Source organism: Bacillus taeanensis, assembly GCF_003318295.1.
Lineage (GTDB): Bacteria > Bacillota > Bacilli > Bacillales > UBA6769 > Maribacillus > Maribacillus taeanensis.
Genome location: NZ_QOCW01000016.1, coordinates 22,623 through 37,890 on the forward strand (window position 1 = coordinate 22,623; position 15,268 = coordinate 37,890).

Sequence of the window (15,268 nt, forward strand, 5' to 3'; positions counted from 1 at the left end):
AACTGTTCCTTTTTATTACTTCCCTAATTATGCATGAGATAATAATTCCTTCCCTTTTATAGAGGCATTTTCCTCCTATTTCTTTTAATAAACACATGTTATTATTATGGTAAAATACGGGAAAGGAGATGATTCATTAATGAAACATATGCCGTACTATATGTCTTTTCTTGGATTCTTTTTAACGTTATTATTCTCAGGTTTAATTGGAAGAGTTCTAGATATCAATTGGTTAATGTTTTACTATTATAAAGAAACACCGTCTGACGGGATAATCTTTGAAGCAGGCGTTTCTTGGCTGCCAATTATCTTATCGTTGATCGTTAGTTATTTAAGTTGGAAACTAGGAAAAAGAAAATTTCCTAATTAATAACTTGGCTCATAACGTCAAGTTATTGTTTGCTGCAGCGATATAAAAAGCCATCTGTTCCCCTATTATCTAGGAAAAACAGATGGCTCAGATTAAAACCCCAGCATCACTATTCATATTTTTCAACTCCGGTTACTATTTTTAAGCTTCCCTTACCAGCATTTCAACTTGTTCATCTGTTACTGTTTTAATAAATTCAACCATATCAATTGTATGAATTCCAAACATTGCGCATTTTTCACTATATCTCTGATAAGCTTTTGTATACATTTCCATTTCTTATTCTCCTTTACTCTGCAATTTGTTCTTTAAAGTAGATCGTTTCATAAATATATTCAATATCTGCATCTGTCATATAAAGCATTTCATGGTGAGAAATTCCTTTCATTCGTTCAATATACTCAATCATGTTTTTGCGCTCTAATCTACTCATTTTTATTCTCCCCTTTTTATAACTGTATTATAACAATATTATTATTTATTATATATTATATAACAGTTTTTCTTTTTATGTCCATTATTTTTTAAATTTTTTTACAATAATCTTTTTCTAATCAATATTGTTATGAATTTTTTCCATAAAACCGAATAAGTTTATTTTTCACATAAAAGATAGACCATACTATCCAACACTTCATAAATAGTGGATAATAATGACCTATCTAGAGTAAACTACATGGATAAAGAAAAAAACGTTTCTGGATTTAACAGAAACGCTTTTAAAAAGATTGTTAATGCTGTGCACTTAAATAGAGATCTAATAAATCTTCCACTTCCATTATGACTAACCTAATAAAACCATCGTAATCTTTTTGTGTATGTGCTTTATCGAATGCTTCATAATAAGCTAAGCGGTTTGCAACTTTAATGACAAGCTGCGGCAACTAATCTTTCATAAGCTCTAAATTCCACAGTAAACGTGATGTACGACCGTTCCCATCAATGAAAAGGTGAATTCCGAGAAATATTGCATGCAGCATAATTGATCCGCTCACGAAATTCCTTTTCGATTGCTGCTGGTAGAAGATATTTCCCTCTTTTTTTGCTCATCAAGTTTTGCTAATAAAACCTTAATAGACCGATTACGAAGGCGAATTCCTTTCATCAGTTTAAAAATAATGAACACAAACCCTATATTGATCCCCACCATTAACCACAGTAAAAAAAGCAATAGATTTTCCATTTTTTCTCCTCTCATAAAGAAAATGAACATGCTTATTTTTTAATCATTTCAAACTCCCATTTATGAAAAACCTGATTGATAATTTCCATTTCTAATGAAAGAAATGATCTTTTTTAAAATAAAAAGAATTCTTACAACCTAAGAAAAATTAGATTGCAAGAATTCTTTTTACCAAACACAAATAAATAAACGTATCGTTTGGTGTTCATCTGCAACCCAGCCGCCGTAATGAAACTCATCTTAGGCCTGTGGCTTTGCGTCATCGCTTTTCAACGATTTTGCCTTTTATCTATTTATTTTTAAAGAAAGGCATTCCCTGCTTCTAGTTGTATTAAAACAAATCCACTCTTTGCCTTATATAATAAAAGCTGTCTTTATCCCTCCTAGACTTTATTAATACTATATACCCTTTTTATAAGAAAATAAAACAAAAAATAGGTATAATTATGTAATATTAATAAAAATTAAGGATGCCCATTTGTACCAATTGGCATCCCTAAACAACATGCAAGGCTCACCTCTACATGATCAGCTGTTTTTACTACTTCTTCAATTTTTAAACAGCTTAAATCCAAATCCTCCGTTAAATCTCAATAATAATCGGCAGAATCATTGGCTTACGCTTCGTTTTCGTAAATAAATACTGCCCAACTGATTTTTTAATCGCTTGTTTGATCACATTCCAGCGGTGTATGTTTTCTTCCTGAAGTTCGGTGACTGTATTTGTAACAAGCCTGTTTACTGTTTTGATAAGATCTTCAGACTCGCGGTTATAAACAAAGCCGCGCGAAATTGTATCTGGACCTGAAACAATTTTTCGTTCTGCTTTACTAAGCGTAATCACAATGACAAGCATACCGTCTTCAGAAAGCTGTTTGCGATCTCTAAGTACCACGTCCCCAATATCGCCGACACCAACACCGTCTACATAAATATCACCGGCAGCAACTTTACGCGTCTGCAGTGCCTCTCCGTTTTGAATGTCAACAACATCGCCATTTTTGACGATAAACGTATGACCGCTCTCTACCCCCACCGATTCTGCGAGCACCTTATGATGATGCAGCATTCTAAATTCCCCGTGAATTGGAATAAAATATTTTGGCCTCATCAATGTCAGCATCAGCTTTAATTCTTCTTGATAAGCATGACCGGATACGTGCATACCTGATGAGCTTCCCGAGCCGTAAATGACTTTAGCTCCAAGTGTAAACAAGTTATCAATAATTCGTGTGACATTGCGCTCGTTCCCAGGAATCGGTCCTGCGGCAAGAATGATTAAATCGTCAGGTAAAATCGCAACATCACGGTAGCTTGCCGTTGATAACCGCGAAAGTGCTGCAAGCGGCTCACCTTGACTTCCTGTACATAAAATCGTAACTTTTTCGGGAGAAAGTTCATTCACATCGCGCGCATCAACGAGCATCCCTTCAGGAACATTTAAATAGCCGCGTTCAATTGCTACTGAGACAACATTGACCATACTGCGGCCGAGAAGAGCGAGCTTACGATTCGTTTTAATCGACGCATCAACAACCTGTTGAACGCGGTTCACATTCGAGGCAAACGTTGAAACAATTACTTTTTGCTCAGCTTTTTTAAACGCTTCTTCGATATGCTCGCCAACAATGCGTTCGGACGGCGTTGAGCCAGGTCGCTCCGCATTCGTGCTTTCTGATAAAAGCGCAAGCACACCATTTCTGCCGATTTCAGCCATTTTATGAATATCAGAATACTGATTATTTACAGGTGTTAAATCAAATTTAAAATCGCCTGTATGAACAACATTTCCTTCTGGTGTATGAAATACAATCCCGAGACAATCCGGAATGCTGTGGTTTGTTTTAAAAAAGCTTACACTAATCTTTTCAAACTTCAACTTTGATTCGGCATCAATTTGAATACATTCTGTTTCACGAAGCAGTTTGTGTTCATCTAATTTAATTTCGATTAAACCGAGTGTAAAGCGCGTCGCATAAATCGGCACATTTAATTTTTTCAAAAAGTAAGGAATGCCGCCGATATGATCTTCATGACCATGTGTGACAATTAAGCCGCGAATTTTATCTTTGTTTTGTTCTAAATAGGAAATATCCGGGATAATTAAATCGATGCCAAGCAAACTTTCATCAGGAAACTTGCCTCCGCAGTCAATAATGAGAAGATCGTTTTCATACTGCAGCACATACATATTTTTTCCGATTTCATTGACCCCGCCTAAGGCGAAAATCGATAATGTTTGTTCTTTTGCCTTCAAACTCATCCCACCCATTTTAAAAATTTCCCTTAGTATTCCCCGTTTGGAAACTTTTATTGTTATAAACATTACCGTTGAGTGAGTATTTTTATTTTTTATACGTAAAAGAATGGTTTCGCATATAAAAAAAGCACCAGCCTTTCTGAATTCAAACAGAAAAGATAGTGTTTTTCAATCATTTCCTTACCTTCAAAAGAGGCAATTTATTATTTAACAATTCCTAAAGCAAAGCCGTCATACCCTTTGCTTCCTACCGTTTGAATAGCAGTTGCGTCAATGCGTGGTTCATTTGCTAATACATCAATAAAGCGTTGAATCCCCTGTACTCTTGGATCTTCAGCATCAATTACTTTGCCATTGCGAACAACATTATCAGCAATAATAACTGTCCCTGATTTTGAACATTCAAGCGACCACTTAAAATACTGCTCATAGTCCTGCTTATTAGCATCAATAAAAATGAAATCAAAGTCAGCATATCCCTTTTCTTTAAGGACCGGCAATGTTTCAAGTGCGTCTCCTACAATGACTTCAATTTTATTTTCTAAGCCCGCTGTTTTAATATTGTCTCTTGCTACTTCAGCATGCTTTTCTTTAAATTCGAGCGATACAAGCTTACCGTCCTCTGGTAAAGCATGACCAAGCCAAATCGTGCTGTAGCCGCCAAGTGTGCCAATTTCTAAAATGTTTTTTGCACCTTTCATTTTTGCTAATAAATGAAGCAGTTTTCCCTGATTTGGTGACACGTCAATGCTCGGTAAGCCTGCTTCTTCATTCACCTTTAAAATTACATCCATCTCAGGAGAATCACTTAGTTTTTCTTTAAAATATTTCTCTACATCATGCCATGTTTCAGATAACATCATTTTTTTGCCCTCCTATACCTTGTTTAACCGCCTTTACTTCATATTTCGCTACTTCTGTATTAATAATATAGTCGGGCTTTGGCTGGTTACGTTTTGCTTTATGTCCAGCGATATGAACATCACTTTTTTCCCACTGCTTCCAATAGTCTTCCGATTCCCAGTTGACTAAGATCATTACTTCTTCTTCGCCGCGACGAATCTTTTTTACCATCACTTTAATATCAATCACTCCCTCCTGTTCTTCCAATATTCCTTTCTTACTAAATTGATTCACGACTTGTTTCGAGTTTCCTTCTGTTACTGTGATTTTTCTTACTTGAACGAACATCATGTTATCTCCCTTTTTGTTTAAAATTTTTAAAACGAATGATTAAAAGAGAAGTGCCTTGATAAATTCAAAACAAGGCACTTTCCACTTCACTAATTAGCTTTTTTATTGAATTGCTGTTTCTATTTCTTTTGCCATTTCAACCGCTGAAATTAATCCACCGCCAGACAGGTACCAAACGCTCGGATCAAGATAAATAACCTTGCCGTTCTTTGCTGCGTTCGTGCCGTTTACAAGTTCATTGTTAAACACTTCGCTTGCTTTTGCTTCGCCATTTACAACTTGATCGCGGTCAATGACAAAAAGGTAATCCGGGTTCTTTTCGGCGATATATTCAAAGGAAACGCTCATGCCATGCGTCGATGCTTCAATATTTTCATCAGCTGGCTTTACACCGAATACATCATGAATAACCCCAAAGCGTGAACCACTACCATACGCACTTACTTTACCGCCATTTGATAAGACGATTAACCCGGTTTGATCGCTTGAAGCTGCTGCTTCATTCAGCGCTGAGATTGACGCATTAATACTTGCAAGCTCTTCTCCTGCTTGCTCTTCTTTTTCAAAAATCTCTGCTAATGTGTTCACATTTTCTGTAAATGATTCCATATAATTTTCATAATCGAGGCTGATATATAAAGTTGGTGCAATTTTACTTAACTCTTCATACGCTTCTGCTTGTCTTCCAGAAATCACAATTAAATCCGGGTCCATGCTGTTAATTTTTTCGAAATCTGGTTCTTTTAAGCTTCCAACGTTTTCATATTTTGTATCTTCATATTTTGATAGATAACCTGGAAGTGCACTTGCTTTTGGAACACCTGCAGCTTCTACGCCTAACTGATCTAACGTTTCAAGTGCCCCAAAATCAAACACGACAACCGTTTCAGGATTTTTTGTTATAACCGTTTCGCCTAATTCGTGGGTAAGCGTTATTTCAGCTGCTTCTGCTTGCTGTGCTTCACCATTTGCTTCTGCCTCTACTTCCGTCGTTGTTTCTGCTGCACCCCCGCAAGCTGCTAAAACGAGCAGGAGTACAGCCATTAATAAGAATGAAACTACATTTTTCTTCATTTTGATCACTCCTAAATATTTTTTATATGTAAAATGTTTAAAACATTTTACATCCTAATCATGTATAAAACACACAAATTTTCTTGCCATTAACCTGTTCAATCTGAATATCCATCTCATAAACTTCTTTTAATACAGGGCTTGTAATAATTTCATCTGTCGGTCCTTCTTTAATAATCGTGCCGTTTTTTAAGGCGACAATATAATCGGAATAGCAGGAAGCAAAATTAATATCATGAATAACAATTACAACGGTTTTTCCCAGCTCATCTACCATCTTTCGCAGTGATTTCATAATTTGGACAGAATGCTTCATATCTAATTTATTAAGCGGTTCATCAAGCAAAATATAGTCGGTGTTCTGCGCAATCACCATTGCAATATACGCTCTTTGAAGCTGACCACCGCTTAATTGATCAATAAACTTCTCCTGCATATCACTAAGTTCCATATATTGAATCGCTTCATCTACATAACGCCAATCTTCTTTCGAGAGTTTCCCCTGCGAATATGGAAAGCGCCCAAAACTTACTAAGTCGCGAATCGAGATGCGAATGTTCACATTGTTTGACTGCTTCAATGTTGACAGCATTTTCGCAAGATCATTATTTTTGTACGATTTAATTTCTTTACCATCGAGATACACATCACCTTGATCACGGGGAATAAGCCGGCTTACCATAGACAGCAGCGTACTTTTCCCTGCCCCATTGGCACCGATAAACGAAGTAATTTTCCCTTTCGCAATCGTCAGCGACACATTATCGACGACACATTTATTTCCGTAGTTTTTTGAAAGATTTTTCACTTCTACCATGATTCATTCTCCTTTAACAGCAAATAAAGAAAGTACACACCGCCAACGAAATTGACGATCACACTAACGGTCGTCGAAAATGTAAACAAGCGCTCGACGATAAACTGTCCACCAACTAATGCAATAATGCTAATTAATATTGAGCCGAGTATTAAATAGCTGTGGCGATATGTTCGTAAAAACTCATGCGCAACATTGACAACGAGAAGTCCTAAAAAGGTAATTGGTCCGACTAATGCAGTTGCAATCGAAACAAGAACGGCAATAACGACTAACAATTGTTTAACAACCGCATCATAATCGACGCCTAAATTTAAAGCATGATCTCTGCCAAGCGAAATCACGTCCAAATATTTTATAAATCTCATAAAATAAAGCGAAACAAGGGCAAGCAGTACAACTGAGATGAAAAGAAGATTTGTATTGACATTGTTAAAACTTGCAAACATTGAATCCTGTACAACTAGAAATTCATTCGGATCAATTAACAGCTGCATAAAGGAAGAAATGCTTCCAAAAAACGTGCCGAGTACAATACCAATTAATAATAGAAAATAAATGTTTCGCCCTTCTTTTTTAAATAGAAACGTAAATAAAAGAACCGCAAACAACACCATAATTCCAACTGATAATAAAAAGTGACTTTCACGATTCATCATCGTCAGCGTCATTCCACCGAATAAGAAGACAATCACGGTTTGAATTAACAAATAAAGTGAATCAAGTCCAATTAAGCTCGGCGTTAAAATTCGGTTGTTCGTAATCGTTTGAAAAACAACTGTTGAAAACGCAATACAGCTTCCAGTTAACACAATTGCCAAAATCTTCGTCCCTCGTCTCGGCAGCGCATAATCCCAACTCCCGCTAAGATCCCAAAATAAAAACAGTGCAATAAATAAGAATGACAATCCAGTTAGAATAAGTAATTTTGTTTTATTAGGCATAGGCTCTTCTCCTCATCAGTAAATAAAGGAAAATGCCGCTTCCAATCACACCAACAGTAAGGCCGATTGATACTTCATATGGATAAATAATCACTCGGCCAAGAATGTCACAAAACAACACGAACAAAGCGCCTAATACTGCAGTATGATGCAAACTATTTTTAAGATGATCGCCTTGATAAATCGTTACGATATTTGGGATAATCAGTCCTAAAAACGGAAGCATTCCGACTGTGAGTAAGACAACAGATGAAACGAGTGCAACGAGAATTAATCCGATATTTACAATGTGTTTATAGTTAAGTCCTAAGTTCACCGCAAAATCTTCACCCATGCCGGCGATTGTAAAGCGGTTTGCGAATATGTAAGCCGCAATAACGGCAGGAACACTGATATATAAAAGCTCATATCGTCCTTTTAAAATCATTGAAAAGTCTCCATGCAGCCAGGAGCCGATGCTTTGAATCAAATCATATTTATACGCAAAAAAAGTGGTCAGCGATCCAACGATGTTTCCAAACATTAAGCCAACGAGCGGAATAAAAATGGCGTCTTTATACTTGATTTTGTCTAATATTTTCATAAAGAGAAACGTGCCAGCTAATGCAAAGCCAAAGGCAACCGTCATCTTCTCAAACATTCCCGCTTCAGGGAACAAAAGCATCGCCGCTAAAATGCCTAGCCTTGCTGAATCCATCGTTCCTGCCGTTGTGGGCGACACGAACTTGTTTCGGCTCAGCTGCTGCATAATTAATCCGATTATACTCATGCTCATCCCCGCAATTAAAATACTGATTAAGCGGGGAATTCTGCTTACGAGTAAAATGTTAAGCTGATCTTCACTTAACGAAAAAAGATCAAAAATTGACACATTCGAAACGCCGACAAACAGCGACGTAATCGATAATAAAATTAATAAAAGTATTAAATATCTTAGTTTCATAGACTCTTCCTAACCTCTACCAAATGTAAAGAAGTTTTATAACTAATAATTAATAAAGATAATCATTATCAATTATTAAGTAAAAAACTCTCCTTCCCTTTATTTTCTTTCTAAATAAACAGTCTTTGCTTTATCGCTTTTAACCATTAAATATATACTTGTTTAGACAAGTATATATTTAAAAATAATGGATTGTTTGATCTGTCCAAATGATAACAATTATCATTATCGGTTGTCAATGCTAATTGTTATTTTTTTTGATAATTGTTATCAATTCTTTTTAAAAATCAGGACTTATTTGTGTGATAAAATACTTTCACGACATAAATAAGTCCTCATAAAATCGGTGTTTACTCTCACTTTAAATTTTCTCTAACTTGATCAAGTACTCTTAAACATGTTTCCATCTCTTTTTCATCAATTCCATCCGAAGCCTGTAAAATCGTTTTAAAAGCTAAACTTTCAAGCTCATGTTGAATTTGTATACTTTCCTCTGTTAAGTATACAAGGTTTATTCGACGATCATGAGGATGCGAACCTCGTTTTACTAAACTGCGCTTCATCATATTGTCAATGAGCCGTGAAATACTTGGCTGATCTCTTTCGTTAAGAATGGCCAATTGATTTTGCGTTTGACCGTTCTCCTCATAAAGGCGGCTTAAAATTTGCCACTGCTCATATGTAACAGGAAAATCGTTCTGTTTAAAGTTTTGATTTAGCCGCGCACACATTAAGCGTGACGCATGAAACAATTTGTACCCAAGCGAATCATCAATTTGATATTTTTTATTAGTAATAATTGCTCTCCCCTTTTCCTTCTCCTGCTGGAAAATTAACTTCTACCTTTCTTTTTCCTATTGTAATCACTTTTACAGAAAATGATAAGCATCCTGCTGGAAATTCCCTTTTTTTCATCATTTCTCATCCACTCAAATTTGTTTTTGATTCATACACTATATAAGAATGAACAGATTTGAAAGGAGGGCTTCCTTAGTATGACAAAATCATTAAAGCCTGTTCAGTTTATTCGATCTCTCGATGGGAAATCAAAACCACAGCTGCTTTTATTTAACGATTCTCTTACATACGTCGTAAAGTTTAAAAATAACCGCCAAGGCACAAGAGTTTTAGTAAATGAATATGTTGTCGGTCGTCTTGCTCAGCTGCTTTCCCTGCCCGCAGCTCCCTTTAAGGTTGTCTCTATCTCACAGGAATTTATTAAAACCTCTTCAGAAAAAACGGCCAAAAAATTTAAAGCAGGAAACCAGTTTGCGAGTGTGTTTATCCCAAACTGCACCGGGCTGTCACGCGTTCCGCCAAGACCTTTAAGAGAGGAAATAGAAAACATTGAAAACATTGCCGGAATGGTTGTTTTTGACCATTGGGTGAATAACACTGATCGCGGCTCAAACAATATCCTCCTTGAACCACTTCCAAACAGAAAATATGATCTTCATTTAATCGATCATGCGAACTGCTTCCCAAATGAATTTAAATGGACCGAGGAAACAGTAAAGGAAAATCCAAATCAAGTTGTCCACCGCACTGTTCACAAATGGGCCGCCTCCCTTCTTACTGCGAAGGAACTGCAGCCATATGTAGAAAAAATCATTGCTTTGTCCAATCAGTCTATTTATAAAGTAATTCAGTCCATTCCGAATGATTGGGAAGTATCGCCTTCTGAGAAGGCAGCCCTGTTTGCTTATCTTGTGGACGCAAAGAACGTTCTTCCTCATTTAATTGAGAAATTTACGCGTAAATATATGTAAAAAGGTTAACTCAACTCTGATCAGCCTTATTTCTACAAAAGCAAAATTTTTTTATGGAATAACATAGGCATTTATGAAGAGATAGTTGTTTGGGAAGAATAAACAAGAAGGAGGTGAAGATGATGGCTTTACACTTTAAACTAGCTCATAAATCGTTTGGATGTACGTTAGAATATAAAGTTAGTCCTGCAATCCACGATGAAGATCCCTATAACAGTGCCATTAAAAATGCCAATCACTTTATCGAATCATCTGAACTATTTTGCGGATCATTATCCATTGAACATGTTTTTAAAGCAAATAAAGAAATGAGTAGAAACTTAATGGCCAGTCATAAGCTCGAAAACAAATACTGGGTTCTGGAACATCGAGATTAAGTACATATCAAACTTCTGCAGTATTAAGAGGCTGTTCTAAAAATATAGAGTCAGCCTCTTAATACTGTATTGTTGAGTATTTATGTTAGTTCTTTTATTTTCATACTTCATGTTATACATGTTTTTATCTGCTATTTTAATTACCTTATCCAATGTTTTGCCCTCATTCGGATGTGCTGCTTCCCCTATCGATACACCAATATTTATATTTTTTATAGCACTTCCCTCTAACTTAGGCCTTTACACGATCACCAGCAAATTTCCTATATCCGCCCTCCATACCTGTCCAATCTCTACCATAAACTTTTCATATATTAATAGGGAGGATGTTATGATCTCAAAAGATTAAGCCTATCAACATGATAGAATGAGGAGGGTTAAAATGTCTTATCATGACTATTATCATGTATTTAATGATCATATCGGAGAGTGCATAGAAATAAGATGTTACGATGGCAATGTGCACCGCGGTTATATCGAGCGCTGTGACGAAGAAAATGTTTACCTTCGACCACTTGGAAATGAAAAAGAAGATTTTGGCGGACACGGCACTTACTTTTTCGGGTTTGGGCTCGGCATCGCAGCCATTGCGTTAGCTACAATCGCTGCCTTTAGTTTCTCACCATTTTTCTTTTGGTAAAAATATCGTGAATAAAATTCACATACAAAAAGCTTGGAAACAATCCAAGCTTTTTTGTATAACTATGTTTTCAAAATAAAGTTACACTATCATTAGCCTGCCAATTTAATAATTAAAGTTAAAGTATATTTTTAATAAAGCGAATCATTAACCTTGGAATAAGCGTTAGAATCCACCACACTACTTCAAACAGAATGGTGTCGCGAATCTCAATGAAAATCCCTTTCAGAAAACTACCTTTAACTCTCTTGTTCTTTTTCATTTTCTAACTCCTAACGAGTTGTCATATTCCTCTATCCGCCCCCTAAAACTGAAAACCAACACTTTGAGAATTCAATTCAGAATCCCAACTGCGCTTTTTATTATTTTTATTATCTGCTTTAAGCTCCGCACATAATCCATCAATATTTACAGTTCGATCATAGTGCCACTGCAGTGCAATAGAGGTATATAATTCATTAAGCTGTGCAAAGGAAAATCCTTTTGTTTCCTTTACTACTTTCCCGACAGCTTCTTGAGAAATAAACTGCGTGATTTCTTTTTTGAGTAAATACTCATAACGAAGCTCTTCTGTTGGCAGTTTTATTTCATAGGCGCGATCAAACCGGCCGGCACGATTTATAAGGGCGGGATCGATTTTTTCCGGATAATTTGTCGTACCGATTAAAAAGATGCCTTCTTTTGAAGTGGCCCCGTCTAACGTATTTAGAAAAACTGAACGAACATCTTCTGGCATCGAATCGATATCTTCAATGACAAGTACCATCGGCGCCATTTTCGCAACGGTTGAAAATACTTCGTGAATCGAATAGCTTGACGTAAATTCTGTAATCTGCCAGTACGCTACCGGAGCAGAAATGCTGTTGGCAATTGACTTCACCAGCGTTGTTTTTCCGTTACCAGGCTTTCCGTATAGTAGTATTCCTCTTTTATAAGGAATATTGTAAGTTTTGAAAAAACCGCCGCTTTCCGAGAAAAACTCATCGATCGAGCGATAAATTTCCTTTTTTAAATTTTCTTCTAAGAAGACGTCATCTCTTGTAACTAAGGTTGTGATTTTCTCTTTTTTACTGTCCACGCCATCTTCCATATCAGTAAAGACCGTTACATGGTTACGAATATACTCTCTTTTTCGCTGTAAAATATACGCAAGAAATTCAACCATACACATATCATCTTTTGCGAAAACTAAATCATGATTCATGTCGCTGTGGCTTTGAAAAATAGGTGACTGCGCTAACGCCACGTTGAATTTTGGATAATAATAAAGGCCATTTGTAATTCTTGGCTTAAGAACAAATTCTAACTTTTCGTCCGTATGATTAGACGAAATGGTCACCGTTTCTATGCCGTCAAATATATGAGAAATTAACGTTACTTCAGTGTTGTTATGCTGAAGATCTCCCTCTAAGATCTCCCAAATTTCATTTGTCGTTTCTTCATCTGCATACATTTTAAATTCAAAGCCAAACTCCTCAAACAATTTCGTTTTAATACTATTAATCACAAATCCATACTCATAATAATTTGGAACTGTATTAGAATTGATTTCATTAAATTTAATAATATGATTTTGTTTCTTTATCAAGTTTTTTTCTCCTATACGTTAATGGATTACCTATCTTTATTTTACTTCTAAAAACGTCACTAGAATAGCTGTAAAAATACCCACAAACCAATATACTTTTTAAATTCTTCAATGTTTTAAACATACTCTAACAAATTCCGAGTTATGAGAGAGAAAAAAATGCGGTTCATTCTTGTATTTACAGTTCTATTAGCGATGTTTTTTCCATCATCCTCCTCCACACCCCGAGAACAATATGTACAAGCAGACTTTATGAGAGAAGGAAATTTATAGCCTTTTCCTAATGGCAAGGAATCTCTTATTTTTATGCTTTAGTTGAAACTCCTTCAAAGGTTTATCCTTATAAATAAAGAATATTTCTAGAGAGTTAATTTAATAAAGAATAGAGATGATCAATCATTGAAAAAAGAAAATAAGTTCGTTCGAATGTGGAAAATCCTTTCAATGGCATTTCTTACCTTCATAACAGTTTACTCCTATAAATTGCGAAAAAAGCCTGAAGCAGAATGGGTAAAACTTTGGGAGAAAATTGGTGGGGATTTTCGAAAAACACTGTTTGAATTAGAGGGATTACTTATTAAAGTAGGCCAGTTATTAAGCATTCGCTCTGATTTGCTTCCAAATGCGTTTATAAGCCAAATTCAAGATCTTGTTGATAAAGTTCCCCCTTCCCCATGGCCAGAAATCAAAAAAATTTTAGAACAAGAATGGAACGGTCCAATTGAGAACACCCTTCTTTTCATTCATCCAGAAGCAGTTGCCTCCGCTTCAATTGGAGAAGTGTATCAAGGCGTATTAAAGAACGGAAAAAAGGTGGCAATTAAAGTGCAGCGTCCAAACATCGCTTCAATTGTGCAAACAGATTTTCGAACACTTGCAATTGTTATTTGGCTTGCGCATCATTTCGCTCCTATTCCAAAACGATTTATTAACTTTAAAATGCTGTTCAAAGAACTGAAACAGGTGATTGAAAGAGAACTAGACTTTACAAAAGAAATGGAAGCTTCCCTCTCATTTCAAGAACGTTTTAAAAACAATCATGACATAAGAATTCCTAAAGTATATCAAGAGTTTAGTACATCGAAAGTATTAGTCATGGAATGGGTGGAAGGCGTTAAAATAACAGATGTAGATGCCTTAGATGCTCTTAAAATAAGCCGCAAAGAGCTAGCGCAGCGTCTTATCGGAGTATTTCTTCCACAGTGGCTCGAGGCGGGAATTTTCCACGCCGATCCGCACGCTGGGAACGTACTAGTCGGAAGCGATGGTAAAATCATCTTACTTGATTTTGGAATGGTTGGTGATATTTCAAAAAAAGATGCCGCCAACTTCCAAACATTAATTGAAGCACTACTTGCAAAAAATTACTCAAAAGCAGTAAACTGTTTCTCACAATTAGGATTTTTACTTCCAGACGCGGAAACAAAAACGATCGAACACCTTTTAGCTGAAATGATGTCCTATCATCCTTCCCAGCTAAAAGAAATGGATCTTTTGTCTGTAAAAAAAGAAATGAATGATCTCGTTCAAGCACTCCCCATTCAAGTGCCAACACGTTTTGCCTTTTTAGGACGAGCTTTTGTCACAATTGAAGGGATACTTTATACGATTGCTCCACATGAAGAACTAATTGAGGTTGGAAAACCCGTTTTTTTAGAATGGGTAAAAGACCAGGGCAAAAACAAATGGAGTTTTGTTCTGTCATGGTTAAACGCTCAGCCTCTTTTTAAACTGCTTCATTCGGCTGCAGAATTCTTAGAAACACCACAGCGCTTAGAAAAGTTAAAAGAAACCGAGCAGCGAAGAAGCTTTACTTTTACTATATATGAAAATCAAAAAAAGCAGCTCTTTCAATTAAGTTTTTTAGGAGTGCTCGGCACACTAGCAGGCATTTATATGAATCATACACTAATATGGCAAATATCATTAGGAACAGCAGGACTTTCTATTATCAGCTATTTCATTTGCAGCCATAAACAAAGAAAATGGTTAAAACATATGCCGAAAAAACGAAAAGGTTAACAACCTTCAGAGCAGCCGCAATAAAGAAGCTCACTGTATGTTTTACAGTTAGCTTCTTTAATCTGCTTGACTTCATTTTTGCATTAT

The 15,268-nt window shown here is 36.0% G+C and carries 21 protein-coding genes and 1 riboswitch; of the genes, 5 read left to right on the top strand and 16 right to left on the bottom strand.

The features are described from left to right. Positions 1–139 precede the first annotated feature (139 nt). On the top strand, positions 140–370 hold the full coding sequence (locus DS031_RS14620) for a hypothetical protein (RefSeq protein WP_113806818.1): 231 nt from the start codon (positions 140–142) through the stop codon (positions 368–370). A gap of 141 nt (positions 371–511) precedes the next feature. Here DS031_RS14620 and DS031_RS24485 read toward each other — a convergent pair whose 3' ends face one another. The 14 genes from DS031_RS24485 to DS031_RS24490 all read right to left on the bottom strand — a co-directional run bounded on the left by DS031_RS24485 (position 512) and on the right by DS031_RS24490 (position 9,703). Next, positions 512–646, bottom strand: coding sequence for a hypothetical protein (locus DS031_RS24485; protein WP_281269130.1), 135 nt, complete (start codon positions 644–646; stop codon positions 512–514). 13 nt (positions 647–659) lie between these two features. Further along, entirely contained in the window at positions 660–803 is a 144-nt protein-coding gene (locus tag DS031_RS14625) for a BH0509 family protein (RefSeq protein ID WP_113806819.1), read from the bottom strand. 298 nt (positions 804–1,101) lie between these two features. Further along, positions 1,102–1,254 carry a hypothetical protein gene (locus DS031_RS24675; RefSeq protein ID WP_181833177.1) on the bottom strand — a complete coding sequence of 51 codons (153 nt, stop codon included), beginning with the start codon at positions 1,252–1,254 and terminating at the stop codon, positions 1,102–1,104. Continuing rightward, complete coding sequence (locus DS031_RS24680) at positions 1,255–1,350, bottom strand: Fic family protein (protein WP_425451972.1); 96 nt, start codon at positions 1,348–1,350, stop codon at positions 1,255–1,257. A gap of 11 nt (positions 1,351–1,361) precedes the next feature. Further along, positions 1,362–1,553 (bottom strand): hypothetical protein, encoded by a 192-nt coding sequence (locus DS031_RS14635; RefSeq protein WP_113806821.1) that lies wholly within the window; start codon positions 1,551–1,553, stop codon positions 1,362–1,364. Between the two features lie 207 nt (positions 1,554–1,760). Continuing rightward, positions 1,761–1,846, bottom strand: a riboswitch (cyclic di-GMP riboswitch). Between the two features lie 290 nt (positions 1,847–2,136). Then, positions 2,137–3,810, bottom strand: a complete 1,674-nt coding sequence (locus DS031_RS14640; protein WP_113806882.1) for a ribonuclease J — start codon at positions 3,808–3,810, stop codon at positions 2,137–2,139. Positions 3,811–4,016: 206 nt separating this feature from the next. Beyond that, positions 4,017–4,676, bottom strand: coding sequence for an O-methyltransferase (locus tag DS031_RS14645; protein ID WP_113806822.1), 660 nt, complete (start codon positions 4,674–4,676; stop codon positions 4,017–4,019). Further along, positions 4,663–5,004 (bottom strand): antibiotic biosynthesis monooxygenase family protein, encoded by a 342-nt coding sequence (locus DS031_RS14650; RefSeq protein ID WP_113806823.1) that lies wholly within the window; start codon positions 5,002–5,004, stop codon positions 4,663–4,665. The genes DS031_RS14645 and DS031_RS14650 overlap by 14 nt, the downstream gene beginning before the upstream one ends. Before the next feature lie 105 nt (positions 5,005–5,109). Further along, positions 5,110–6,081 carry a siderophore ABC transporter substrate-binding protein gene (locus DS031_RS14655; RefSeq protein ID WP_113806824.1) on the bottom strand — a complete coding sequence of 324 codons (972 nt, stop codon included), beginning with the start codon at positions 6,079–6,081 and terminating at the stop codon, positions 5,110–5,112. A 58-nt stretch (positions 6,082–6,139) separates the two neighbouring features. Beyond that, positions 6,140–6,898, bottom strand: coding sequence for an iron ABC transporter ATP-binding protein (locus tag DS031_RS14660; protein WP_113806825.1), 759 nt, complete (start codon positions 6,896–6,898; stop codon positions 6,140–6,142). Next, entirely contained in the window at positions 6,892–7,842 is a 951-nt protein-coding gene (locus tag DS031_RS14665; protein ID WP_113806826.1) for an iron chelate uptake ABC transporter family permease subunit, read from the bottom strand. Before DS031_RS14665 ends, DS031_RS14660 begins: the two co-directional genes overlap by 7 nt. Then, positions 7,835–8,785, bottom strand: a complete 951-nt coding sequence (locus DS031_RS14670; RefSeq protein WP_113806827.1) for an ABC transporter permease — start codon at positions 8,783–8,785, stop codon at positions 7,835–7,837. Before DS031_RS14670 ends, DS031_RS14665 begins: the two co-directional genes overlap by 8 nt. Before the next feature lie 356 nt (positions 8,786–9,141). Continuing rightward, complete coding sequence (locus tag DS031_RS14675) at positions 9,142–9,516, bottom strand: MarR family winged helix-turn-helix transcriptional regulator (RefSeq protein ID WP_245947441.1); 375 nt, start codon at positions 9,514–9,516, stop codon at positions 9,142–9,144. A gap of 58 nt (positions 9,517–9,574) precedes the next feature. Further along, a complete protein-coding gene (locus DS031_RS24490; RefSeq protein ID WP_281269131.1) occupies positions 9,575–9,703 on the bottom strand; it encodes a hypothetical protein in 129 nt (42 codons plus the stop codon). A 77-nt stretch (positions 9,704–9,780) separates the two neighbouring features. Between DS031_RS24490 and DS031_RS14680 the strand changes: the two genes are divergently transcribed. From DS031_RS14680 to DS031_RS14695, 3 genes are all read left to right on the top strand, one after another. Further along, positions 9,781–10,554: a HipA family kinase gene (locus DS031_RS14680; RefSeq protein ID WP_113806829.1), complete on the top strand. Its 774-nt coding sequence runs from the start codon at positions 9,781–9,783 to the stop codon at positions 10,552–10,554. Between the two features lie 122 nt (positions 10,555–10,676). Then, positions 10,677–10,931 (top strand): hypothetical protein, encoded by a 255-nt coding sequence (locus DS031_RS14685; protein ID WP_113806830.1) that lies wholly within the window; start codon positions 10,677–10,679, stop codon positions 10,929–10,931. Between the two features lie 382 nt (positions 10,932–11,313). Continuing rightward, complete coding sequence (locus DS031_RS14695) at positions 11,314–11,571, top strand: hypothetical protein (protein ID WP_113806832.1); 258 nt, start codon at positions 11,314–11,316, stop codon at positions 11,569–11,571. 118 nt (positions 11,572–11,689) lie between these two features. Here the strand turns inward: DS031_RS14695 and DS031_RS23765 are convergent, their stop codons facing one another. Next, on the bottom strand, positions 11,690–11,833 hold the full coding sequence (locus tag DS031_RS23765) for a hypothetical protein (RefSeq protein ID WP_181833178.1): 144 nt from the start codon (positions 11,831–11,833) through the stop codon (positions 11,690–11,692). Positions 11,834–11,875: 42 nt separating this feature from the next. Then, on the bottom strand, positions 11,876–13,159 hold the full coding sequence (locus tag DS031_RS14700) for an ATP-binding protein (protein ID WP_113806833.1): 1,284 nt from the start codon (positions 13,157–13,159) through the stop codon (positions 11,876–11,878). Positions 13,160–13,558: 399 nt separating this feature from the next. Between DS031_RS14700 and DS031_RS14705 the strand changes: the two genes are divergently transcribed. Continuing rightward, positions 13,559–15,181: an ABC1 kinase family protein gene (locus tag DS031_RS14705; protein ID WP_245947443.1), complete on the top strand. Its 1,623-nt coding sequence runs from the start codon at positions 13,559–13,561 to the stop codon at positions 15,179–15,181. The last annotated feature ends 87 nt before the right edge of the window (positions 15,182–15,268 follow it).

What these genes read in the sequence shown, in the direction of transcription:
- DS031_RS14620 (WP_113806818.1), top strand. Translation starts at nt 140, where the DNA reads ATGAAACATATGCCGTACTATATGTCTTTTCTTGGATTCTTTTTAACG.
- DS031_RS24485 (WP_281269130.1), bottom strand. Translation starts at nt 646, where the DNA reads ATGGAAATGTATACAAAAGCTTATCAGAGATATAGTGAAAAATGCGCA.
- DS031_RS14625 (WP_113806819.1), bottom strand. Translation starts at nt 803, where the DNA reads ATGAGTAGATTAGAGCGCAAAAACATGATTGAGTATATTGAACGAATG.
- DS031_RS24680 (WP_425451972.1), bottom strand. Translation starts at nt 1,350, where the DNA reads ATGCTGCATGCAATATTTCTCGGAATTCACCTTTTCATTGATGGGAAC.
- DS031_RS14635 (WP_113806821.1), bottom strand. Translation starts at nt 1,553, where the DNA reads ATGGAAAATCTATTGCTTTTTTTACTGTGGTTAATGGTGGGGATCAAT.
- DS031_RS14645 (WP_113806822.1), bottom strand. Translation starts at nt 4,676, where the DNA reads ATGATGTTATCTGAAACATGGCATGATGTAGAGAAATATTTTAAAGAA.
- DS031_RS14650 (WP_113806823.1), bottom strand. Translation starts at nt 5,004, where the DNA reads ATGTTCGTTCAAGTAAGAAAAATCACAGTAACAGAAGGAAACTCGAAA.
- DS031_RS14655 (WP_113806824.1), bottom strand. Translation starts at nt 6,081, where the DNA reads ATGAAGAAAAATGTAGTTTCATTCTTATTAATGGCTGTACTCCTGCTC.
- DS031_RS14660 (WP_113806825.1), bottom strand. Translation starts at nt 6,898, where the DNA reads ATGGTAGAAGTGAAAAATCTTTCAAAAAACTACGGAAATAAATGTGTC.
- DS031_RS14665 (WP_113806826.1), bottom strand. Translation starts at nt 7,842, where the DNA reads ATGCCTAATAAAACAAAATTACTTATTCTAACTGGATTGTCATTCTTA.
- DS031_RS14670 (WP_113806827.1), bottom strand. Translation starts at nt 8,785, where the DNA reads ATGAAACTAAGATATTTAATACTTTTATTAATTTTATTATCGATTACG.
- DS031_RS14675 (WP_245947441.1), bottom strand. Translation starts at nt 9,516, where the DNA reads ATGTGTGCGCGGCTAAATCAAAACTTTAAACAGAACGATTTTCCTGTT.
- DS031_RS24490 (WP_281269131.1), bottom strand. Translation starts at nt 9,703, where the DNA reads ATGATGAAAAAAAGGGAATTTCCAGCAGGATGCTTATCATTTTCTGTA.
- DS031_RS14680 (WP_113806829.1), top strand. Translation starts at nt 9,781, where the DNA reads ATGACAAAATCATTAAAGCCTGTTCAGTTTATTCGATCTCTCGATGGG.
- DS031_RS14685 (WP_113806830.1), top strand. Translation starts at nt 10,677, where the DNA reads ATGGCTTTACACTTTAAACTAGCTCATAAATCGTTTGGATGTACGTTA.
- DS031_RS14695 (WP_113806832.1), top strand. Translation starts at nt 11,314, where the DNA reads ATGTCTTATCATGACTATTATCATGTATTTAATGATCATATCGGAGAG.
- DS031_RS23765 (WP_181833178.1), bottom strand. Translation starts at nt 11,833, where the DNA reads ATGAAAAAGAACAAGAGAGTTAAAGGTAGTTTTCTGAAAGGGATTTTC.